Source organism: Rhodococcus rhodochrous, assembly GCF_900187265.1.
GTDB classification, from domain to species: domain Bacteria; phylum Actinomycetota; class Actinomycetes; order Mycobacteriales; family Mycobacteriaceae; genus Rhodococcus; species Rhodococcus rhodochrous.
The window spans coordinates 4,298,872-4,320,556 of record NZ_LT906450.1; the positions used below are offsets into that span (position 1 = coordinate 4,298,872).

Annotated in this window: 21 protein-coding genes and 6 pseudogenes; 13 read left to right on the forward strand and 14 right to left on the reverse strand. The window is 65.6% G+C overall.

Going from position 1 to position 21,685, the window contains the following annotated elements; translation table 11 throughout:
- The first annotated feature begins 209 nt into the window (after positions 1-209).
- Positions 210-1,370 carry an FAD-binding oxidoreductase gene (locus CKW34_RS19700; RefSeq protein WP_059384663.1) on the forward strand — a complete coding sequence of 387 codons (1,161 nt, stop codon included), beginning with the start codon at positions 210-212 and terminating at the stop codon, positions 1,368-1,370.
- On the opposite strand, the gene CKW34_RS19705 is transcribed toward CKW34_RS19700, so the two are convergent.
- The 3 genes from CKW34_RS19705 to CKW34_RS19715 all read right to left on the reverse strand — a co-directional run bounded on the left by CKW34_RS19705 (position 1,351) and on the right by CKW34_RS19715 (position 3,205).
- The gene (locus CKW34_RS19705) at positions 1,351-1,917 is read right to left on the reverse strand and encodes an ester cyclase (protein ID WP_039585569.1); all 567 of its coding nucleotides are present in this window, start codon (positions 1,915-1,917) and stop codon (positions 1,351-1,353) included. The two genes, CKW34_RS19700 and CKW34_RS19705, sit on opposite strands and share 20 nt — an antisense overlap.
- 97 nt (positions 1,918-2,014) lie before the next feature.
- Positions 2,015-2,581 carry a hypothetical protein gene (locus CKW34_RS19710; RefSeq protein WP_006553007.1) on the reverse strand — a complete coding sequence of 189 codons (567 nt, stop codon included), beginning with the start codon at positions 2,579-2,581 and terminating at the stop codon, positions 2,015-2,017.
- Positions 2,582-2,626: 45 nt separating this feature from the next.
- The gene (locus CKW34_RS19715; RefSeq protein ID WP_059384650.1) at positions 2,627-3,205 is read right to left on the reverse strand and encodes a hypothetical protein; all 579 of its coding nucleotides are present in this window, start codon (positions 3,203-3,205) and stop codon (positions 2,627-2,629) included.
- Positions 3,206-3,343: 138 nt separating this feature from the next.
- Here CKW34_RS19715 and CKW34_RS19720 point away from each other — a divergent pair, with 138 nt between their 5' ends.
- The 4 genes from CKW34_RS19720 to CKW34_RS19735 are packed head-to-tail and all read left to right on the forward strand — an operon-like array spanning position 3,344 to position 5,235.
- Positions 3,344-3,646, forward strand: a complete 303-nt coding sequence (locus tag CKW34_RS19720; protein ID WP_006553010.1) for a hypothetical protein — start codon at positions 3,344-3,346, stop codon at positions 3,644-3,646.
- The gene (locus CKW34_RS19725) at positions 3,643-4,344 is read left to right on the forward strand and encodes a hypothetical protein (RefSeq protein WP_006553011.1); all 702 of its coding nucleotides are present in this window, start codon (positions 3,643-3,645) and stop codon (positions 4,342-4,344) included. Before CKW34_RS19720 ends, CKW34_RS19725 begins: the two co-directional genes overlap by 4 nt.
- A gap of 32 nt (positions 4,345-4,376) precedes the next feature.
- Positions 4,377-4,655: a hypothetical protein gene (locus CKW34_RS19730; protein WP_059384651.1), complete on the forward strand. Its 279-nt coding sequence runs from the start codon at positions 4,377-4,379 to the stop codon at positions 4,653-4,655.
- Positions 4,656-4,710: 55 nt separating this feature from the next.
- Positions 4,711-5,235, forward strand: coding sequence for an AMIN-like domain-containing (lipo)protein (locus CKW34_RS19735; RefSeq protein ID WP_026061274.1), 525 nt, complete (start codon positions 4,711-4,713; stop codon positions 5,233-5,235).
- A 99-nt stretch (positions 5,236-5,334) separates the two neighbouring features.
- Here the strand turns inward: CKW34_RS19735 and CKW34_RS19740 are convergent, their stop codons facing one another.
- Positions 5,335-6,888: an AMP-binding protein gene (locus CKW34_RS19740; RefSeq protein ID WP_059384652.1), complete on the reverse strand. Its 1,554-nt coding sequence runs from the start codon at positions 6,886-6,888 to the stop codon at positions 5,335-5,337.
- A gap of 197 nt (positions 6,889-7,085) precedes the next feature.
- Here CKW34_RS19740 and CKW34_RS19745 point away from each other — a divergent pair, with 197 nt between their 5' ends.
- Positions 7,086-7,877 (forward strand): FAD-binding oxidoreductase, encoded by a 792-nt coding sequence (locus CKW34_RS19745; protein WP_059384653.1) that lies wholly within the window; start codon positions 7,086-7,088, stop codon positions 7,875-7,877.
- Positions 7,878-7,902: 25 nt separating this feature from the next.
- Here CKW34_RS19745 and CKW34_RS19750 read toward each other — a convergent pair whose 3' ends face one another.
- From CKW34_RS19750 to CKW34_RS19780, 7 genes and pseudogenes are all read right to left on the reverse strand, one after another.
- Positions 7,903-8,418, reverse strand: a complete 516-nt coding sequence (locus CKW34_RS19750; protein ID WP_059384654.1) for a hypothetical protein — start codon at positions 8,416-8,418, stop codon at positions 7,903-7,905.
- Between the two features lie 29 nt (positions 8,419-8,447).
- Positions 8,448-10,160, reverse strand: coding sequence for a 3-ketosteroid-delta-1-dehydrogenase (locus CKW34_RS19755; protein WP_059384655.1), 1,713 nt, complete (start codon positions 10,158-10,160; stop codon positions 8,448-8,450).
- Positions 10,161-10,279: 119 nt separating this feature from the next.
- Complete coding sequence (locus CKW34_RS19760; RefSeq protein ID WP_059384656.1) at positions 10,280-11,203, reverse strand: alpha/beta hydrolase; 924 nt, start codon at positions 11,201-11,203, stop codon at positions 10,280-10,282.
- Positions 11,204-11,385: 182 nt separating this feature from the next.
- Positions 11,386-11,712: pseudogene (locus CKW34_RS19765) on the reverse strand (integrase core domain-containing protein); the annotation flags it as partial.
- A 28-nt stretch (positions 11,713-11,740) separates the two neighbouring features.
- Positions 11,741-13,066, reverse strand: coding sequence for an IS30 family transposase (locus CKW34_RS19770; RefSeq protein ID WP_428839094.1), 1,326 nt, complete (start codon positions 13,064-13,066; stop codon positions 11,741-11,743).
- Positions 13,067-13,191: 125 nt separating this feature from the next.
- Positions 13,192-13,800 (reverse strand): annotated as a pseudogene (locus CKW34_RS24935) (IS3 family transposase); the annotation flags it as partial.
- A gap of 20 nt (positions 13,801-13,820) precedes the next feature.
- Positions 13,821-14,132: a transposase gene (locus tag CKW34_RS19780; RefSeq protein ID WP_157742114.1), complete on the reverse strand. Its 312-nt coding sequence runs from the start codon at positions 14,130-14,132 to the stop codon at positions 13,821-13,823.
- Between the two features lie 56 nt (positions 14,133-14,188).
- On the opposite strand from CKW34_RS19780, the pseudogene CKW34_RS19785 reads away from it, so the two are divergent.
- Positions 14,189-14,974, forward strand: a pseudogene (locus CKW34_RS19785) (ISL3 family transposase); the annotation flags it as partial.
- Positions 14,975-15,011: 37 nt separating this feature from the next.
- Positions 15,012-15,110: a hypothetical protein gene (locus CKW34_RS24355; protein WP_231921751.1), complete on the forward strand. Its 99-nt coding sequence runs from the start codon at positions 15,012-15,014 to the stop codon at positions 15,108-15,110.
- Between the two features lie 349 nt (positions 15,111-15,459).
- Here the strand turns inward: CKW34_RS24355 and CKW34_RS19795 are convergent, their stop codons facing one another.
- Positions 15,460-15,900 (reverse strand): GNAT family N-acetyltransferase, encoded by a 441-nt coding sequence (locus CKW34_RS19795; protein WP_059384825.1) that lies wholly within the window; start codon positions 15,898-15,900, stop codon positions 15,460-15,462.
- Positions 15,901-16,084: 184 nt separating this feature from the next.
- On the opposite strand from CKW34_RS19795, the gene CKW34_RS19800 reads away from it, so the two are divergent.
- From CKW34_RS19800 to CKW34_RS24940, 3 genes and pseudogenes are all read left to right on the forward strand, one after another.
- Complete coding sequence (locus CKW34_RS19800) at positions 16,085-16,381, forward strand: hypothetical protein (RefSeq protein WP_059384826.1); 297 nt, start codon at positions 16,085-16,087, stop codon at positions 16,379-16,381.
- Positions 16,378-17,673 (forward strand): ATP-grasp domain-containing protein, encoded by a 1,296-nt coding sequence (locus CKW34_RS19805; protein ID WP_080968468.1) that lies wholly within the window; start codon positions 16,378-16,380, stop codon positions 17,671-17,673. Before CKW34_RS19800 ends, CKW34_RS19805 begins: the two co-directional genes overlap by 4 nt.
- A gap of 344 nt (positions 17,674-18,017) precedes the next feature.
- Positions 18,018-18,121, forward strand: a pseudogene (locus CKW34_RS24940) (IS481 family transposase); the annotation flags it as partial.
- Between the two features lie 168 nt (positions 18,122-18,289).
- Here the strand turns inward: CKW34_RS24940 and CKW34_RS19810 are convergent.
- Positions 18,290-19,123 carry an IS3 family transposase gene (locus tag CKW34_RS19810; RefSeq protein WP_064059966.1) on the reverse strand — a complete coding sequence of 278 codons (834 nt, stop codon included), beginning with the start codon at positions 19,121-19,123 and terminating at the stop codon, positions 18,290-18,292.
- A gap of 93 nt (positions 19,124-19,216) precedes the next feature.
- On the opposite strand from CKW34_RS19810, the gene CKW34_RS19815 reads away from it, so the two are divergent.
- Positions 19,217-20,014 carry an IS5 family transposase gene (locus tag CKW34_RS19815; RefSeq protein WP_095092105.1) on the forward strand — a complete coding sequence of 266 codons (798 nt, stop codon included), beginning with the start codon at positions 19,217-19,219 and terminating at the stop codon, positions 20,012-20,014.
- A 15-nt stretch (positions 20,015-20,029) separates the two neighbouring features.
- Here CKW34_RS19815 and CKW34_RS19820 read toward each other — a convergent pair.
- A pseudogene (locus CKW34_RS19820) lies at positions 20,030-20,305 on the reverse strand (transposase); the annotation flags it as partial.
- 1,059 nt (positions 20,306-21,364) lie between these two features.
- On the opposite strand from CKW34_RS19820, the pseudogene CKW34_RS24945 reads away from it, so the two are divergent.
- A pseudogene (locus CKW34_RS24945) lies at positions 21,365-21,526 on the forward strand (IS481 family transposase); the annotation flags it as partial.
- Between the last annotated feature and the right edge of the window lie 159 nt (positions 21,527-21,685).

Below are 21,685 nucleotides of genomic sequence, written 5' to 3' on the forward strand. Positions count from 1 at the left end.
CACCCGATTCCCTGCACCGGGCAGGTCTCGGTGATGTCGAATTCTTCAACGGATCATAAGTTGAGTTTGTTCCACTCAACTTTCCTGAGTGTAGTGACTCTGAACACAAACCGCTTGCAGACTGTGACGGACCCGGCGGTCAGTGGCCGGGCGCCCTGCAACCGACTACAGTGGCGGCGTTCGCGCAGCACGGATACAGGGAGGATGGCGTGGAGGCTTTCGCCATCGCCCGGGTTCAGCTCAGCTTCGCGTCGATCATCGCCACCCCCACCGGAGCCGAACGGTTCGCGACGGCGTTCTACAACGCCATGTGGAGCGAGTCCACCGGCATCCGCTCACTGTTCCCCGCCGGCATGGAGTCGATGCGGCAGCGTTTCGCGACCGCGGTCGGCTGGGTCGTCGCCCGTCTCCACGAGCCCGGCACCGTCGACAGGTTCCTCGCCCAGCTCGCGCGCGACCACCGGAAGTACGGGGTCGAGCCGCTGCACTACCGCGTCGCGGGCAACGCACTGCTCGCCGCGGTCCGCGAGTGCACTCCCCTGATCCTGTGGACGGCCGCGCTCGAGCGCACCTGGGCCGAGGTCGTCGACGGGGTCGTCGATACGATGGCGACCGCCGCGGCCACCGACGACCTGCCCGCCTCGTGGGGGGCCACCGTCGTCGGCCACGAACGCGTGCTCCCCGATCTGGCGATCATCCGGCTCGAGGCCGACAGCCCGATCCCCTATTACGCCGGCCAGTACATGAGCGTGCAGATCCCGCAGCGCCCGCACATGTGGCGGTACCTGTCCGCGGCGATCCCTCCGAATCCGTACGGGCAGATCGAATTCCACGTCCGACGGGTCTCCACCGGATGGGTGAGCCCGGCGCTCGTCGGCGAGACCGCCGTCGGTGACCGATGGACGATCGGCCCACCGCTCGGTGGCCTGCACGTCGACCGCGAGAGCGGCCAGGACGTGCTGATGATCGCGTCCGGTACCGGACTCGCCCCCATGCGCGCCCAGATCATGGAGATGGCGATGCGCGGCGACAACCCGCGCGTCCACCTGTTCTACGGCGGCAAGTATCCGTGCGACCTGTACGACCTCGAGACGCTGTGGCAGATCGCCACGACCAACCCGTGGCTGACCATCGTGCCGGTGCTCGAGGAGAAGGAGAACCCTTGGTGGCACCCGGTTCCTGTGAAGGAACCGCCCACCGGCCTCAACCGGCCGATGTACGGCAAGCTCGGTAAGGTCGCCGGGCAGTTCGGCACGTGGGCCGACCGTCAGATCCAGATCGCCGGGTCGCCGTCGATGATCCGCACGACGCTGTACGCGTTGTCGGCGGCAGGCACCCCGCGTCAGAACATCAGCTTCGACCCGCTCTGATCTGCTTGCGCAGCTTCCGTGCTGCGAGAACGTTCCGCGTCAGCGAGATGGGGTTCGGTGGCACCCATCCGGCCTGCTTCGCCATTCCGAGATCGTCGCGTACGGCCCAGTGCTCGACCACCTTGCCGTCGGCCACCCGCAGCCAATGGGTCTGCCGCACCGAGAACCGCTTCCCCGTGGGCGCGAACACCTGATCGACGCGCCCGTACTCGTCGTAGGTCACGAACGGACCTTCGTGCCGGGCCGACATGACGGAGTCGACGACGACGAGACCGTCCTCCTCCACGACGTGCCTCACCTCGAACCTCAGGTCCGCGAAGGCCTCGCGCAACCACAGTGCAGTCGCGAAGAAACCCTCGGGCCCCGGCGCTCTCGCGGCCGGCGGTTCGTCCTTCGCCTCGTGGTTGACCGCATCGGCGGACACCACCTCCTCGAAGACGCTGCGGTCACCGTCGACCATGATCATCATGGACCGCACGGCGAGAGCCCTCTTCTCCTCCGAACCGAGTTCCGAGGTGGACGCCGGAGTGGAATGTTCGATCTTCACGGCACTCTCCTGCCTGTGAAACGAGACGATCGACCCCCGGTTCGAGTATGAACCGGCCGGTCGGGAAGTCAACGCCGCAGGAGAAGGGAAACGGTGGCTACATCCGCTGCGCCGCGACCGCCCGCGCGAACTCCGGATGCGCCTGCGAGATGACGAGTTCCGAACCGTCCTCGGCCACGGACATTCCCAGCGACGCCCGCTTCGGTTCGAGCACCCGCAGGGCGACGTAGATCGGGAGGAACGACAGACCGAAGACACTGAGCAGCGCGAGACCGTAGATCTTGGGAGCGCCCTGCACGAGCGCGAACACCAGCGCGAGGAAGATGACGCCGAGGACCGTGCAGGTCGCGGCGGCGGCGATCTGCCACCGCGTGCGGACGGCGACGCAGCGAGCGCACACAGGCCAGTCCACCGCGGCGACCTGCACCGTGTAGGCGGCCTCGAGCGCCGAACCGAACCGGTTCGATCCCTGGCGGGGCTCCGACGCGTCGGCCGCGACCGTCACCCGGACACGTCCGGTCTCGGGCTCTCCGTGGCGCGGGCAGATCGGGGGGATGGGATCGATCGGTCGCATCGAACCGTCTCCGAGCGTGCTCGTCGCTCCCGAGCCCGGATATTCGACTGCCAACCGCACCTCGACCCGCTGGGCGTCCCCGTTCACCATGCGAGGGAGTATGTCAGGCCGCACTCCCCGGCGAAAGCCGAGGATCTATCGGCCGCGTCGCCTCTCCGTCTCGGCCACGAAATTCGGGTGGGCGTACGCGACAACGAGGGCCGACCCGTCGATCGGAGCCTCGAAACCCCACCAGCCCTGACGCATCTGTCTGACGAAGATCGCCGGGGTCGGAACGAGAATGGCACCGAACACCAGCAGTGTCGCCACGCCGGGATGTTCACGCCCCAACCCGATGATCGCCATATTCACCACGGCGAGCAGACAGAACAACCCGGCAAACAGGAACAACTTGATCGCCCATCGCGCCACCCGATCCACCCGCACACAGCGCGCACACATCGGCACGTCGAACGAGATGTGGCGCGGTACGTGCTGTGCGCGGGCGCGCCAGGTGCTCGCCTGAGCTCCGGCCTCGGTGCCGAGGATCCGAATTTGACCACGGGTGTGCCGAACCTTCCGGCTCGTGGTGACCCATGTCCTCACTCGTTCGATCTCCGGCACACCGTGCACGGGACACAAGGGCGGAAGTGGATCCTTCACGGTCAGCAGGGGGTTCGATGCTCCATCCGGCGCCGACTTCACGTCGTCGCGGCACTTCAACTCGAAACGCACATGTGCACGGTCCGATTTCGTGATCCCCCCATGTTTCACGCCGAGCACTGTAGCGGGCCGTCTGGAGGCGCGTCGCCATGCCCTACACTCTCGTCCGATCACGACAGGGGGGATGTCTTGACACAACCGTATCTACACGTGGATCCCGACGATCTGCGCACAGCGGCACGCGATCTGCAGGATCTGGCCGATCAGGCCGACAGCGCGCGCCGCTACGTAGACCGATGGCTGACGGCACCCGAGATCGGGGGGTTCGTCTTCCTCGACGTCGCCGAGCGTGTGCATACCGTCCGCTCCCGGCTGACCTCGCTCTACGGGGAACTGGGCGTGGCCACCGACCGGGCTGCGACGGCGATGACCGAATCCGCACGGACGTACGAGGACACCGAAGTCGCCACTTCGACACAGTTCGAGCGCACGAACCCGGACGTCGGCTGGTGAGCGCCCGTCCCGATGAAGCGCTTGTCGAACCCACCGCCTCCGATCCCATACCGGACCTGCTCGAACGCACCCTCGGCTTGTACTACCTCTCCCCGAGCTTCTACGTCGCCGAACTGTGCAAGTTCGTGGTGGGTACCGATCCGTGGGCATGGGCTGCCCAGTACTACGCCGGGGATTGGGCGACAGTGCTGCGCGCGAGCGATGCTGTCGACAGACTCGCCACCTTCCACCGCGAGTACGCGACCGCCGTCGAGGAGGTCCACGGCACGGTCGCCCCCTGGAGTGGGTCGGCCGCACACGCCGCAGGGTTGTACCTCACCGATCTCGCGGCCGTTCTCGACGAGCAGGCGCAGGCCGTCCACGGCATCGGTAGGCAACTCGAACAGGTAGCCCTGGCCATGTACGAACTGAACCAGGCCTTCGCCGAAATTCTCTCCGTCATAACGGATGCCGCAATCATCGCCCTCGTCAAGTGGGCCGCGGCGGGTGTCGTCGGCGCGACCGGGGTCGGCGCCATCGCCTCCGTGGTGGTGGCGGGCACCTCACTGCGGGAACTCAAGCTCATCGCCGATTCGTGGAGCCGAGCGATGAGCATCCACACCGCCGTATGGACGACCGTCCAGGGATCCATGGGATTGCTCGTCGGTCACCTCACACAGATCGAGAACATCGAGATCCCCACCCTCCCCGCAGTCTAAGCACCACGGTGCCGCACAGAAATCGAGAAGACATGGACGAACCCGAGATCGTCGTCGACGTCGCGCGCGGCGATGCCACCCTGTCCCGCGAGATCGTCACGTCATTGCGGTCGATCGCCGACGCCACGGGCGACCCGGCCTTCGCGAAGCTCGTCGAGCAGGTGACGTCGGGTGAGCTGGGGGTGCGGGAACTCGCCGGTACAGAAGTGTTCTCGTCGATGCTCGACCGTCTGGTCGCCCCGGTCCTCGAGTCGCTGAAGGAGACGACCTTCGAGGATCTCGTCGAGGAGCGTCCCGACCCTCATATGTAACGCAGATCACACTTCTTGCGATGATCCATCATCAGCCACACACAGAGGAACGGACATGAGCAGGATTCACGTGTGGCTCGCGATGATCGTCGTCATCGCGGGGATCGGGCTGACGGGCCCGACCGCGTCGGCCGCAACGCCCTATTGCGGCATCCACTGGGGTTCGCTGGACAAGGTGAACCCGACGATGGTCGCCTCACCGTTCACCGCCGTGCGGGCGGGACGGCACGAGTGCTTCGACCGGATCGTCGTCGATCTCGCCGGACCGGCCGCGGGGTACCGCGTCGGCTACGTCCCCGCCGTCCACGAGGACGGATCCGGGTTCGAGGTTCCGCTGCGCGGAGGCGCCTACCTCCAGGTGGTCGTCCTCGCGCCCGCCTACTACGTACCGGCGAACCGGCGCGAGGTCGTCGACGTGAGCGGATACCGCACCCTGCGACAGGTGGCGTGGGCCAACAGTTTCGAAGGCCAGACCACCCTCGGTGTCGGGGTACGGGCCCGGCTGCCGTTCCGGGTGTTCACCCTCGACGGTCCCGGTAGCGGTTCGCGGGTGGTGCTGGACGTCGCGCACCAGTGGTGAGGCAGGACAGCGGCATTCCGAATCCACGAGTCCTGGTGACAAACAGCCGGCCCCGGCAACCACGACCGGTTGCCGGGACCGACTGCCACGCGAACGGGGTCAGCGATAGGACGCCCGCAGCGTCTTCTTGTCGAGCTTGCCCAGCGGCGTCAGCGGCAGCGCGTCGAGGAAGTCGACCGACTTGGGCGCGTGCACCGAACCCTTTGCGGCACGCACCTTCTCGATCAGTTCCTCGGCCGGCACCGACTGACCGTCGCGCAGCACGACACACGCCTTGACGGCCTCGCCCCACTTGGTATCCGGCACACCGACGACGGCCACCGACGCGACCGCCGGGTGCGACGAGATGACGTCCTCGATCTCGCGGGGGAAGACGTTGAAGCCTCCGGTGACGATCATGTCCTTCTTGCGGTCGACGATCGTCATGAAGCCGTTCTTGTCGGCGCGCGCGACGTCACCCGTGTGCAGCCATCCGCCGCGCAGCGCCTCGGCGGTCTCCTCCGGCTTGTTCAGATAGCCCTTCATCACCAGCGGGCCGCGCACACAGATCTCGCCGAGTTCGCCCTGCGGCACCTCGTTCAGGTCGTCGTCGAGCAGACGGACGTCGAGCCACGGCACGGGGCGACCACACGACGCGAGGCGGCTCGGATCGTCGGGGAGGTGTTCCTCCTTGCGCAGCACCGAGATGGTCATGCCGCATTCGGACTGGCCGTAGAACTGGAAGAAGACCGGGCCGAGCCGCTCGATCCCTTCGCGCAGGCGGGACGGCGACATCGCCGACGCACCGTAGAACAGGGTCTCGAGGCTCGACAGGTCGCGGCTGTCGAAATCGGGATGGTCGAGCAGCATGTAGATCATCGTCGGCACGAGCATGGTCGCGTTGATGCGATGCTTCTCGATCGCTTCGAGCACGAGCGCAGGATCGAAGTGCGGCAGCACGTAGAGGCATCCGCCGCGCAGGAGCGTGGGGACGAAGAACGCCGCACCCGCGTGCGAGAGCGGGGTGCACACGAGGAAGCGCGGCTGCTCGGGCCACTGCCACTCGGCCATCTGGATCTGATTCAGGGCCGCGCCCGAACGGAACGAGCCCATCACGCCCTTCGGCTTCCCGGTGGTGCCGCCGGTGTAGACGATGGACGAGGTGTCCTCGATGTCGACAGGCGCGGACACGAGGCGCTGCTCGGTGAACTCCTCGGACAGGGCGAGGATGTCGGTGCCCACCGAGGACGGGCCGAGGGAGAACAGGTTCTTCAGGGTCGGCACCTGCTCGCGCAGCTCCGCGGCGCGTTCCTCGAAGTGGCGGGGATCGAAGATCAGGGTCTCGATCTCGGCGTCGGTCGAGATGTACTGGTGGTCGGAGAGCGAGCCCATGGGGTTCAGGGCCGTGTTGCGGCAGCCGGCGACCATCGTGGCGCCCATCGAGATGAGCACCTCGGGCCGGTTCTTGGACAGCATCGCCACCGCCGATCCCTGCCCGACCCCGACGGACGCGAGCGCCTGCTGGAACCGGCTGATGGCAGCGCGCATCTCGGCTCCGGTGAGGACGACGTCACCGAGGTGCAGGGCGGGCCGGTCGGCGCTGCGGTCGAGCGCGGTGATGAGGAGATCGGGCGTGAATGCGGGGCGGTAGAGGTCGGCGTACTCCTCGGGCATGGTCGTCCTTCCGGTGTGCTGTGACGGTCCGTTGTGTGACGTCACCGGTCGGCGTTCTCCGCTGTGGTGACCATCACCTGCCGTTCGTCACGATAACCTCTCGATGCCGAAAACTGAAACACGTTCCACTCTGCCTTTTCGCCGATTTCTCGCCTAGAGTCTTGGGCACGTCACAGCACACCACCGGGGGATCACGCATGCAGTCGGCCACGCCGTCACCGAGCGAGACCGAAACGGCAGTCACCGCAACCGTCGTCGAACATCATCGGCTCCGGCACGACCTCGTCGTCGTGCGTCTCGAATGCGACGACGCGATCGTCGATTTCCGCCCCGGGCAGTACGTCGACGTGGCCGTGCCGCAACGTCCCACGCTGCCGCGTCGCCTCTCCCCCGCGCTGCCACCGTCGCTGGACGGCAAGCTCGAGTTCCACGTGCGCACGGTCCCGGGTGGCTGGGTGAGCGGCGCGATCGTCGCCGACACCCAACCGGGCGACGTGTGGCAGATCGGCGCCGCCCGCGGCGGCGACCTCCACATCGACGACACCGGCCGCATCGTCATCATGGTGGCCGGCGGCACGGGCCTCGCGCCGCTGCGGTCGTTGATCCTCGACACGGCGCGTCGCCCGGATCCGCCCCGCACCTTCCTGTTCACGGGCGCCCGCAACCCGCGCGACCTGTACGCCGCCGACATGCTCATGCTCCTGTCGGAGGCGCTGCCGTGGCTGACGGTGGTGCCGGTCGTGGAGACCCTCGAGATCCCCGACATCCCCGACCCCTGGTTCGATCGCATCGCCCCGCGCATCGACGAGTTCGGACCCGACCCCGACGAACTGCTCGAGGGCAGCGTCGACGAGGTCGTCACGTCCTACGGTGCGTTCGGCGACCACCAGGTGCTCGTGTGCGGCCCGGCGGCCATGGTGCGCACCACCGCTCAGCGGCTGATCGAGACCGGTACCCCGGTCGAGAACATCCGCTACGACCCGTACTGAGTGCCCCGGCGCACCGGCCGGCGCTCTACGAAGCGGCCGCGGTCACCCAGGCACGGGCGACGACCGACCCGGACGAGTCCGTGCCGACGAGCGCGACGTCCTCGACGTTCTCGTGATCGGTGCGGTAACGCTGCAACACGGTCACCGACCAGGTCGGTGATCCGGGACCCGCGGAGTGCTCGTAGAAGCGCATCCGGAGCCGCCGCACATCGGCGAGGTCGAACCGTTCGACAACCGAATGCAGCAGTTCGTCGGCGTACGGGGTGGGCACACCGTGCTCACCGCCCGGACGCGCCGATCCGGACACGAAGACCTCGGCGACGACCCGCCCGATCTCATCGACGTATCCGAGTGTCCGGTCGAGCCGGCCGGACGCCTCGTCACGGTTGTCGCGGGCCCGGCAGGTCAGCGCGTCGGTGGTGGGTGGCGCGAAGAACACGACGTCCACTTCGTCCACCGGGCCGTCTTCGGGACGGGGCCCGGCTCCCCAGAGGGACAGCACGGTAGGGAGGGAACGGACGTCCCCGTTCGTGATCGTCACATGCCCTCCCTACCTCTCGGATCGTCCGCTCAGGCGACCGGTGCGTCCGACGATGCTGCGTCGCGTGCCGCGATGTACCCGAAGACCAGGCCCTGCCCGATGGTGGCGCCGGCACCGGGATAGCGGTGGCCGAACGCGTTGGCCGCGGTGTTGCCGATGGCGTAGAGACCGGCGATGGGGCTGCCGTCCTCGCGGAGGACCCGCGCCCGTTCGTCGGCGCGCACGCCACCGCACGTGCCGAGATCGCTCAGCGTCATCTTCACCGCGTAGAGCGGGCCGTGCGTGAGGGGTCGCAGGTTCGGGTTCGGCTGGACGGTCGGGTCACCGTAGTAGCGGTCGTAGGCACTGCCGCCACGTCCGAACTCGGAATCCGTTCCCGCCGCCGCGTCCTCGTTGAACTTGCCGAACGTCGCGGCGAAGGTGTCCACCGGCACGCCCATCGACGCCGCGAGTTCCGCAGCGGTGGTGCCGCGGTGGGCGATGCCCGCCTTGTACCAGGCCTCCGGGAGCGGCTGGCGCGGGAACACCCCGGCCGCGAAGACGTAGCTGTTGCGGTACTTCTGGTCGAAGACGATCCACATCGACTCGATCGGATCGCCGGCACGCTCGCGTTCGAGCACCAACTGTCCGAACGACATGTAGTCGGACGACTCGTTGGTGAACCGGCGTCCCGTCTGGTCGACGATGAACGAGCCGGGCAGCGAACGCTCGGCGAGCATGACCATCGGCGGCTTGCCCGGGCGGGTCGGCGCGACGGCGGGGAACCACCAGGCCTGGTCCATGAGGGCGAGATCGGCACCGACCTCCTGGGCCGCCTTGATCGCATCGCCGGTGTTGGTCTCCGCCCCGAGGCTCTCGTGGTCGAGCAGACGCTCGGACTGGAACTTGCGGCGCATCTCCATGTCGTGGTCGAACCCGCCGGCGGCGAGCACCACCCCGCGACGCGCGGTCACCGTCACCTCACGTCCGTTCTGCGCTACGACGGCACCGGTGACACGGTCGCCGTCGGTGAGCAGACGCACCAGCGACGTCTCGGTCCACACCGGCACACCGGCCTTCAGCACACCCGCGAACAGTCCGGCGGCGATCGCCTGTCCACCGGCGACGTATTCACGCTTGACGGCGAGACCGGCGACACCCTGGGCGAGCCGCTTGAAGATGCGCGGAAAACCCTTGTGCGGCACGCGCAGCATGAGGTTCATCCACTTGTAGTCGGCACCGGTGGTGGGCATCGGCAGGCTCGCCTCCATGAGGCCGGGACGCAGTCGACCGCGCTCCTCACCGAGGACCGACAGGTCCAGGGGCAGGCACTCGCAGCTGCGGCCGACCGCCGAACCACCCGCCAGTTCGGGGTGATAGTCGGAGTAGCCCTCTGCCCAGAACAGCTTCATGGGGGTGGTGCGCTGGAGCATCTCGACGGTGGCGACACCGTTGTCGACGAAGGCCTCGCCCCGCTCGACCGGCGCCGTGCCGTCGACGACCGTCCGCACGTAGGTGTGGCCGCGCTCGATGGTGTCGCCGCTTCCCGCCGCGTCGAGTACCGGATTGGCCGGCACCCAGAACGCACCGCCGGAACGGGCGGTCGATCCGCCGACGTAGGCCGATTTCTCCACGATGAGGGCGGACAGGCCCGCCTCGTGCGCGGTGAGCGCGGCGGCCATGCCGGTACCGGACCCGATCACGAGCAGGTCCACGGTCGTGTCGCGGGCTGTGGTCACGGCCGGTACAGGGGTCTTGGCCATCGACTGTCTCCTTCACATCGTTGTCTTCCGGACGGTATGGCAGCTCCGGGAGTCGTAACATGCGTGATCCCGATCACCGGGAGAACGCGAGGACGGACGATCGGTCTCCGACGGTCCGATCATTCCGGCGAGGCGAAGACGCCGGAGAGGTAGGCGACGATCTCGTGGAACAACTCCTCCGCAGCAGGTAGCACGGCTGTCATGGTCGCGAAACCGTGCATCATCCCGTCGTACCGCCGTAGTTCGACCGGCACACCGGATTCCTGCATACGCCGCGCGTACTCCTCGGTGCCGTCGCGCGTGGGGTCCACTTCGGCGGTGGCGACGAAGGCGGGCGGCAGGCCGACCAGGTCGCCGGCGAGGCCCGGAGATGCCTGCACAGAACGCCGGTCGGCGGGATCCGGCACGTACATGTCCCAGAACCAGTGACAATCCTCCGGGGACAGCAGTGCCGTGGCGTACTCGGGATTGGTCACTTCCATCACCGCAGTCCCGTACAGGGAGATCTGCGCGAGAGGACATGGAAGACCGGTCTCGTGGAGTTGCTGGGCCAACGCGAAGGTCAGAGTGCCACCGGCACTCTCGCCTGCGATCACTGCTCGCGTCACGTCGACGGGCCGAAGTTCATCGGGCGCAGAGGTGATCCATTCCCAAACACTCCGACAATCGTCGAGCGCCGCCGGACAGGGGTGTTCCGGCGCCAGCCGGTAGTCCACGGAGACGATGACGGACCGGGATGCGATGCTCAACTTCCGCAGGTACTCCTCGTTCTGGTCGAGATTTCCGACGGCGAATCCTCCACTGTGCATCCACTGCACCACCGGCAACCCCGGGTCGTCGGACGGCCGGTAGACGCGCACGGGAACGCCACCACCGGCAGAGGGAACGACGCTGTCCTGTCGATGATGAATGGGTGTCGTTGCCGGAATCGCGTGCGCAGCGAGAGCGGCACGCAGATCCTCCACAGGCGTCTCGTGCATGGGCTTCGCCATGCGTGCTGCAGATGCATCGACCACGCGCTGCGCTTCCGGTGAGAGCGACATGTGTTCTCGTTTCGTCGACGTCTCGTACGGGCTGGGGAGGTTCCGATCGCTGTGGCGGCGGTTCGGATCAGAGAACTCGCGGAGACACCTCTGCGAAGTGATCGGCGTATCTCACCAAGTCCTGGGTATCGAGAACGACGTGAACGGCACTGAAGTGAACCGTCTCGGGTTTCTTGCCGCTCCTATATCGGTGACGGCTCCGGTTGTGGAGTCGACAGGTGAGCGTAGTACGCCGCCTCGAATTCATCCGGCGGGACGTATCCGAGACGGCTGTGCAGGCGACTGCGATTGAACCAGTCGACCCACTCCATCGTGGCGTACTCGACGTCCTCGACGGACTTGTAGGGACCCGGATGGAACGGGTTTCCCTTGGTGATCACTTCGGTCTTGAACAACCCGATCGTGCTCTCGGCCAGAGCGTTGTCGTATGCGTCTCCGACGCTGCCAATCGACGCGGCAATACCCTCCAGCACAAGGGTTTCCGCGAAAGAGATGGAAGTGTACTGGGCGAGTTCAACCGGTCGATGCAACACCGGGCTACTGCAGGGAGCGTAGCTGCTCGGCGAAGACCTCGGCCGGGGTTCGCCAGCCGAGGACCTTGCGTGGCCTGTTGTTGATCGCCAGAGCGACGGCGTCGAGGTCCTCGGCGGACCACCGGGACAGATCGGTACCCTTCGGGAAATACTGGCGCAGCAGGCCGTTCGTGTTCTCGTTCGTCGGTCGTTGCCAGGGCGAGTGCGGGTCGGCGAAGAACACTCTCGTGCCGGTCTTGAGAGCGAACCGGGCATGACCGGACAGCTCCTTTCCGCGGTCCCAGGTCAAGGTCTTGCGGAGCTGCTCGGGAAGCGTGGTCATCGATGTCGTCAGCGCGGCGTTCATCGCGGCGGCGCCGTAGCCACCGAGGGACGGACCGTTCTTCACAGGCGGCCTCTCGCCCCACCCCTCCAATCGAGGCAGGTGCACCAGGATCGTGGAGCGGCTGCTGCGCTCGACGAGCGTGCCGATCGCGGACCGGCCGGTCCCGATGATCAAGTCGCCTTCCCAATGCCCTGGGACAGCACGGTCTTCGGCTTCGGCGGGGCGTTCGCTGATCACCACGTCCGCGGTGACATGTCCCTGCGGCTTGTTCTGCGATCGGCTACGGGGCACCCGCAGTGCCCGGCCGGTGCGCAGGCATGTGACCAACTCCCGTGTCAGGGCGCCTCGACCTTCGATGTACAACGATTGGTAGATCGCCTCGTGACTGATGCGCATGGACTCATCCTCCGGGAAATCAACTTTCAGCCGGTGCGAGATCTGTTCCGGGCTCCATGCCGTCGCCCACCGTCGGTCCTGCCGATGCGGCTTGTTCAGTCCTTTCCACGCGGGCGTGTCGGGGCCTGCGACGGCGGTGCCGTCGGGCCGGCGGACGGCCGCGGAGAGCCGCTCCTGCACATACTCACGCAACCTGTCGTTGTCTAACAGCTTCGCCGTTTTCGGGCGTTTCGCGGCTTGTTGCGCTTTCCACTGCGCCACTCCGGCTCGGTAGACCTGCGTGCCGCTGCGGGTCGCCGCGTTGCGGCGCAGCTCGCGTGAGATCGTCCCCGGGTCGCGTCCGATCCGACGGGCGATCTCCCGCACGCCGACATCCTGGGCGCGCAACAGTGCGATCTCCTCACGCTCGGTGAACGACAGGTAGCGGCCCGTGGGCTCGTCCAGGCTGATCGGCGGCATGCCGCCAGCGTGACGGAACCACCGGGACCCGACCGGCCACGACACGCCGACGGCCTCCGCGGCGTCGGCAGTCGTCGCTCCTGAGGCGATCCGCCGCCAGAAATCGCGCTGCACCGCACGCGAGGGTTCCGGTCTCCCCGGTGACCGCATCGACGGGCGCAACGCCCGATCCGCCGCCCACTGCCGTCGGGCACCCACCGGCGCCTGGCGTGTCTGCTTGTTGCTGCGTCCCATCGCACACCTCCGTCATCGAGGTGTTGCGACGACCGATTGAATCCACCCTGACTGCCGGCATCGCTATGGTGGATCAACCCTGAGCCGACCGGGTGGCCCGTGTGGTCACGTCGCCACAATGCCATCTTCAAGGCGGTGGTGACCATCGCGGTGTCCTTGACGGTGGCGGCATGCCAGCCGACGATCGCCCGCGAGAAGCAGTCGATCACGAACGCGACATAGACGAACCCCGCCCAGGTGCGGCAATAGGTGAAGTCGGTGACCCACTTCCGATTCGGAACCTCGGCGGTGAAATCACGATCGACCAGGTCAGGGGCGCGGCGGCTGTCCGAGCCGCCGGGCATGGTGGTGCGGTGCCGACGGCCCCGGACCGCTCCGGACAGCCCTTCATCGCGCATCAACCGGTCGACGGTGCATGCCGCGACGTCGTGGCCGTGTCTGCGCAGGTGCACGGTCATCTTCCGGCGACCATAGAGACCTTCGGCGGTGCCGACGGTCTCACGCAGAGCGTTCGTCAGATGTGCATCGGCGACGGTCCGGCGGGATGGAGAAGCAGTTTTCCAGTTCCGATACGTGCGTGGGGCGACCTTGACGCCACGCTCGGTGAGCACGGCGCAGATCGACTCGACCCGGTGTCCTTGTGCACGCATCTGGTCGATGAACTGGCAGATCAGCGGCGGCGAGGGTCGAGCTCCCTCGCGAAGAAAATCGAGGCCGATTTCAAGATTTCGTTGGCCTCACGGAGGTCTCGGACTTCGCGTTCGAGCTCTTTGATTCGTTGCTGTTCAGCGGTGGTCACGTCGGGTGTCTTGTCGGCATCGATCAGAGCCTGGCGGGTCCAGGTGCGCAGCGACTCGACACCGACGCCGAGCTTCGGGGCGATGGCTTTGCACGCCGCGAACGGCGAAGAATATTCGTCGAGGTGGTCGAGGACCATCTTCACCGCTCGTTCACGCTGCTCGGCGGGGTAACGCTTGGACATGATGTGCATCCTCCTCAAGAAAGGAGGCGGCATCAAACCCGAGACGGTTCAGTGTGCGGTCGTGGGTGGATCGGTGGGACACCGGACTGGTCGATCTGACCGGCGATCAAGGGTTGCTGGCGCAGGTCAACGGGCGCACCTCGGCGGTGGTGATCGACTGGTTCGACGCCCGCGACGAGACGTGGAAGGCGCAGATCACCCATGTCGCGATCGACATGTCGACGGTGTACGCAAAGGCGGCGCGCGAGGCATTGCCGCACGCACAACTGGTGGTGGACCGGTTCCACGTGGTCAAGAAGGCCAACGAGATGGTCGATACCGTCCGACGCCGGGTCACCCAGCCCGAGCGGGGTCGGCGCGGCCGCAAGAGCGATGTCGAATGGATCAATCGCCGCCGGCTGCGGGCCTCCGAACGCCTGACCAACGAACAACGATCGACACTGTTCGAGAAGCTGACCTCCGCCGACCCGCACGGGGACATCGCCGCCGCATGGATCGCCAAAGAACTGCTGCGGGATGTGTTGCGCTGCACCGACCGTGGTGGCCTTCGCCATGAGATCCGGGACAGACTGTATCGGTTCTACACGTTCTGCGCGGCATGCCGTGTCCCGGAGATCGGCAAGCTGGCGACGACCGTCTCGGCGTGGCAGGAACCGATGATCCTGGCGATCACCACCGGCCTGTCGAATGCGCGCAGTGAAGGCTACAACCGCATCGTCAAGCACGTCGGCCGCATCGCGTTCGGATTCCGTACCCCGGAGAACCAACGCCGCCGGGTACGGTGGGCCTGCACTCGTCGATCACGTCGGGTCGCACCCAGCCGGCGCCAATGCCACTGCTAACTGCGAAGAGCCCGATTGGGGCTCGATCGAGCAGTTCGTGCCGATCGACCACACCGCAACGCCGACGCAGATCCACACGAGCACCGTGACACGGTCGGGGCTGTGGACACCAGGGCCGATCAACATCACGTCCTGATTGAACCGCCGTGGGTCCGGTAGAGACTTCGTTCAGGCCACCTTGAGGACCGAGGTAGCAACGGGGCGCTGTCGAGCAGCTCGCCGACATGGCGACGGGCTGCAGTCTTCGAGCCTCCGTGTTCGGCGATCCGGTCCCGATACATCCGGACCGCACGTTCCTGAGTCTCCGCGTCGTACTTCCTCGGTGCGGGCATACCAGCATTCTCTTTGTTGGATCAGGCGCCCCCATCTCACCCAGGACCGTTCATAGTGCGTTCGTGCGGGACACCGTGAAATTCGGCGTCGATGACTGGCCACACCACGCAATCGACATCGTTGCTTGACCCCATATGAGCGGTGGCTTCACGTCATGCCAGTACGATCTGCTCGGTCGGCTGAGCGTGTTTGCTCGGGCGCTCCATGTATGTCGGGCCGTAAGCGACAAAACCAAATCGGGAATAGAGAGGCTGCGCGTCCGCTGTATGCAGCATCCATCGGAAATCCCCTGCGTCGGCATCCAACAATAGGTATTCGAGTATTGCGCTTCCGATGCCTGCACCGCGATGCTCCGGAAAGACGAACCCGTCTGCGATGTATCCGTAGCTAACACCGTCCGAGGACACTCGGACGGCGCCGAGCAGCTGTCCCGAATCAGACGCTCGCGCAACGTAGACTTTCCAGGCCCTATCGAATTGGAATCGAATTTGATCTCGCGAGCGCCACCTATTCCAATAGGCGTCCTCAAGGAGGAAATCGAGGATACGCGAAAGTTCCGCTTCCGACAGCTGGGTGTCTATCACTATGCTCATGACTGAACTATCGACTTTCCATCAGGTGTTCCTAGGCTTACGGTGCCTCGGATCGCTGTCATGTACACCCCCACCGTCGCGACTATACCGAGCGCTCCTATCAGAGACAGAGCACCGTGTCCCACTGCTATGGCTGGGCGACATCGGCGATGGTGTCGTTCAAATTGGGGTTGAGCGCTATGACTTGGATCCCACCCTGATCCCGCTTCAAGGTCGCCTCGGTGATCAGGCATCGATCGACCAGCGCGGCTACGCGCAGAGTCTTGTCGATCTTGTTGGCAACAGAGTCATCGAGAGTGAGATGATCGCCAAGGTTTTCGCCGCAGCAAACTGCGAGTTACCAGGTTTCCCTCAGCTTGCCGGTACGGTCAGCGTTGCTGCGGGCGCTGTGAGCTACGCTGTTCGAGCTGTGCTCAGGGGAGAGATATTGCCCCGCGAGTGGGGCGTGAAGCTGGCAGAGAGCGTGCTGATCCCGGGATGAATTCCTTCACCGAACACCGTCGTGGACGCAATCGGCGGTTGCTGCTCGTACATCCGAACAGCCAGCTGCCATGGATCTTCGACGCCGCGGACGCCGCTGGCATCGACCTAGTGGTTCTTCCTCGTGAGGGAGCACGAGGGGACGCATCGCAATTCCCTGCGGTTGTCGAAGTGCTGGACGCCGGTATTGATAGTGTGGATGAACTTGCGGCGATCCACGCGGACCGACCCTTCGACGGGGCCTTCTCGCCGTATGATCCGTCGGTTCCATTCACTGCCCGTCTATGCGAGCGTCTCGGCTTCACCAGCGTTTCCACACGCGCCGCCAAGATCAGCCGTGACAAGTCGGAGGTTCGCAAGCAACTCCAGGCGTGTGGCGGCAACGTTCTCCGGAACGTAGTGGTAGACCCGTTAGCAGAACCAGACATTCAAAGTTTGAGCACTGTCGGTCTGCCCGCGGTCGTGAAGCCGCTGGATGGATACGGAAGTCTCGGCGTGTGCCTGCTGCAATCCTACGACGACGTCGCAGAAGTTTTCACTAAGAGCGCAGCTGCGCGGATGACTGCGACAACAGCCGTTCGAGGCGACTTGTTGTTGTTGTTGGAAGAGTTCCTTCCTGGCCCGGAGTTTGTTGTCGAGTCGATCGTGCTCGATGGTGACGTGTTTCCGTTGGTGCTCGGGGACAAGGGGCGACCGCAGGGCCCTTACTTCGAGGAGGGTGACTATATAGCACCAGCCACAGTGTCGTCGGATGTCGCTAAGGCGATTGTGGACGAAGTCGTCAACGCGCATCACGCAGTCGGAATCAAATCGGGTCCCACTCACACCGAGGTGCGACTCTCTTCTGCAGGGCGTCCCTTCATCCTCGATATCGGGGCGCGCTTTGGGGGATCCGGCGTTTCCCACTTCATGGTCCAGGCCGCTACGGGCATTGATTTCGCTGGAGAGGTGCTCCGGCAGTGCGTCGGTCTACCCACGACAATCCGAGACGGGGTGGCACCGGGCGTGCTTCCGCCGACGGTGGCCTGGTCAGCGAACTACATCATTCCGATCGGAAGTGCCGGCATCGTCGCTGACGTGGTCGGTCTCGATGAGATCGAACGAGACGAGCGGGTCGCTCACACGTTCAAGCTCGTCGAGTCGGGAGACCACCTGCTGCCGTATCCAACCTTTTCTGGCCATCCGGGCTTCATTTTGTCCAGACATTTAAGCCGGACGTCCGTTGAAGACCTACACCAGCGTCTGGCCGAACGCGTCGCTGTCACTTATCTTCCATCTCATGCCCCGGTGTAGTTCCCAAGCAGGTTGGTGGAGGGATTGCGACGACACGCGGTAGCCGGGTCGTCGACAGCGAAGGTCTCCTGTCGTGAAGTGGAAGTTGTTGAGACAACCACTGAGCGACAGGAGACCTTCTTGGCCCACGCTGACGCATTCTGACCCTGAATGGCCCGGCTACTGCTGGACCAACGCGTCGTCGACGACGACCGTCCCATCGTGCAAGCAACCGCATTTTCAACGTCTCCTGGCCCACCACCAAACCCGGGGCCGTGTGATACCTGGAGATGGTGCCGGATGGGATGAATGACCGCTCCAGCGGCCGATCGCGTCCAGACTGAACATGCCGATCGCGACCGTGCATGCGGTGCCGCTTGAATCGGCTCTCGCACATCGGCATCCGTACCGGCCAGATGATCCGCCGCTACGTACACCCCATCCGGGATCGATGATCCACGTTGACATCAAAACCGGGATGCCCCTCGATCCACCGACCAAGACCAGCATAAAAGTCTCTGATACCCAACGTATTTCACTACGTGAAGCGAGAACCTCGAACCTACCTGTGTCGGTGGTGGCAGGTCCCCGATAGTCGGTCCAGGCGGTTCTAGAGCCGGTTCCTACGTGCAGTCGATCAGTCGATCTCGCACGCCACGGGCTGGTGCCGGTGGGTGCATCCGGCAGCGTACTCGGCGGGGGTCTTGTACCCCAATGTCGAATGACGGTGTCGGTGATTGTGGTCGTCCTTGAAGTCCTCGATCACCACCCGGGCCTCGAGCAGAGTCGGCCAGTAGTTGCGGTTCAGACACTCATCGCGCAACCGGTTGTTGAACGATTCGATGAACCCGTTGTTCCACGGCGTGCCCGGCGGAATGTAGGACACCCCCACCGACCCAGCACAGAAGTCCCGCAGCGCTTCCGAGATGAACTCCGGCCCATTGTCCATCCGTAACGCCAGCGGCGGCCCACCCCACATCGCGAACGCCTTCTCCAAGCCCTCGATCAACCGGTCGGCGGTGATCGAACGGTCCACGATGTTCAACAACGACATCCGCGTATGCTCGTCGACCATCGAGGCGATCTTCACCGTCTTACCGTCGACGGTCGAATCGAATTGGAAGTCCAACGCCCACACAATGTTCGGAGCATCCGCGTCGACGATCGGAACCGAGGATTGGCCGGCACGTTTGCGGCGTGGGGCGCGCCGGACCTGCAGTCCTTCCTCCTTCCACAGGCGGTGAACCTTCTTCTTGTTCACCTCGACACCCTGGTCGTAGCGCAGCCACGCCCACGCTCGACGGAACCCGTGCCGCGGATGTTTGCGGGAATATCTGCGTAGCTCTGCGCGCAGGTCGGCGTCCGGGTCGTCCGGTGTCTGCGCCAACGGCAACCGCCGGTAAACCGATCGGGAGAGCCCAACGACCTTGCACGCGAACCGCTCCGACATCTGTAGGGTGTCGGTGAGCATGGTGATCGCGGCGCGTTTGGCGGTCGGGCTTAGAGCATGTCTCTTATGGTCTAGATCGTTTGTGCGGCATAATGCACCGTCGTGGTCGATGCGTTGTCTTCCCGGCTGGTACCGGATGGGTTGTGGGAGATCGTCGAACCGTTGCTGCCCGGATTCCGGGCGCGGCCGCAAGGCGGCGGCCGGGCGGCGATCGATGATCGGGCGGTGTTCACCGCTATCGTCTATGTCCTCACCAGCGGCTGTGCCTGGCGGCACCTGCCGCCGTCATTCGGAGTCAGTGTTCCGACCGCGCATAGACGGTTCACGACCTGGGCCAAGGCTGGGGTGTTCGACGAGCTGCACCGCCGGGTCCTCGATCGGCTCGGCGCCGGCGGGGACCTGGACTGGTCCGCCGCGATCCTCGACGCCGCGCACGTGCGGGCGAAAAGGGGGGGCTCTCTGACCGGTCCCAGCCCGGTCGATCGACGCAAGAACGGCTCGAAGATCCACATCCTGTCCGACGCCGATGGTATCCCGCTGGTCACCGCGGTGACCTCGGCGAACACCCACGACAGTGTCATGCTGCAGCCCATGGTCGCTGCGATTCCTGCGGTGCGTTCGCGTCGCGGTCCGCGGCGCCGCCGACCCGGCCGGTTGCGGGCGGACAAGGGTTACGACTACCCCGTACACCGCCGGTGGCTGCGGGCCCGGGGCATCGTTCCGCGGATCGCCCGCCGCGGCGTTGACAGCAGCGAACGACTCGGCCGCTACCGATGGAAGATCGAACGCACCCTGGCCTGGCTCACCGGCTACCGTCGGCTGACGATGCGCTACGAGCGCCACGGCGAGCACTTCGCTGCTTTCCTCCAACTCGCCGCGGCGTTGACCTGCTTCAAGAAACTCGCCAAATGAGACATTCTCTTAGAATTTTCCCTTCGCGATCTCCCGCAACGCGTCCTTCTCCAACTCGGCATCTGCGAGCAATCGCTTGAGCCGGCTGTTCTGCTCCCGCAGTTCCTTGAGCTCCTTCGCCGCATCGGCATCCATGCCGCCGTATTGACGACGCCAGTTGTACAGCGTCGCCGCCGACACCTCGAGCGCGGCGGCGATCTCCTCGCCGTTCTTGCCTTCCGCGGCCAACTCGTCGGCCCGGCGCAGCTTGCGCACGATGTCCTCGGCCGAGTGACGTTTGCGTCCCGCCATGATTCCTATCGTCCCTTCTTCGCCCTTACCAGGGCAATCAGGACTCTAGAACAACCCGGACCTACTCACAGGGGACACGCCAACGCCAGTTGCTGCCACTCCCGTCGCTGCCGATCCCGTTGGTTTCAGATGGGCTTGTCGCGACGACGATGTCTCAATCGGGGCGGGGGTCGTACCGGTACAGAGTCCCACAGCATTCTTGCGACGTGGTAGGGACTGGGGTCTGGACCATTCCGTGGGCACCGTCAATCGTGTACCAGTCTGTTGGTGGTGCGAGGCTCGGGTCAGCGGCGACCGCGGCCAGCGCCAGGTCCTCGAAGAACGCTTCAGTGGCTCCGACCGCGGCGACGACGACAGCGCGGTTGAGTGAGCGCTGGTTGGCGGGCGGCGCTCCGGCACCAGTTTGCTCCCCTGGCTGACGCGCGGGGCCGTCAGGGGCGCATTCTTCTGATGGATACTCTCGAGGGTTCTGTGCGTCCGAGAGGTACGAGACCAGTTCGTCCAACGACGACTGCAAGGGGTGACGGGGCAACGCGTTCTCCAAAAGTCGGCTCGATCGACCACGCACGCGCTCGGCGGTCTACTCCACGACTCCGCCGATCTGCCGCTTCCCGCAGGTCGAGGTAGGGATGCGGGTGCGCCGGCCCCGCCAGCGCGCTGCGCTGGCCGACTTCATTGGGTAGGCGACAATCGAGGCCTACGCCTCGCCGGATGCCCTGGTCATCAGCGCGCTGACCGCCGACGGCCCGCGGGCGCTGACGCGCACCACCGATTGCGAACTGGTGCGGCGAGGCGGCGACGAGGACCCTGCTCGGAGCCCCGATCAGGTTGGTCGAGATCCCGATCATCGGGACGACGGAACCCGCGGCCACGGTCCGCGCGCTTCGCGACGCCGCTCCCGCCGGCGCAAGCCCGTTGACCGTCGAGTGGGACGGCCTGCTGTGCGTGATCACAATGACCCGGCCCGCGGTCCGCAACGCCGTCGATCTGGCGCTGGCCCTGGAAATCGAGAAGGCCGTCGATGGCCGGACCATCGAGCAGCATGACGCGGCGGACGTCCGCACTCTGGCCGACGGGTGGGTCTACGCACGCTTTTACGAATCAACCGCGCGCCGCAACGCTGCCCTGCCCGGCTGGCTGCACTTCTACAATCACCACCGAGCCCTTTCCGCCATCGGCGGCCAGCCGCTAGTCACCAGACAACGTCGCTGGACATCGCATGATGGACGCCGTCAGCTCCGTGGGTGTGTCGTCCGGGACGAGGTAGCCCGCGCCAGGGATGGTCTCGAAGCGTGCTACGGGGATCTGTGCCGCAAGCTGCGCCCCTTGGCTGCAGGCATCAGATGTCATCGCCGGCTCGTCTGCGCATACGCAGGCGAG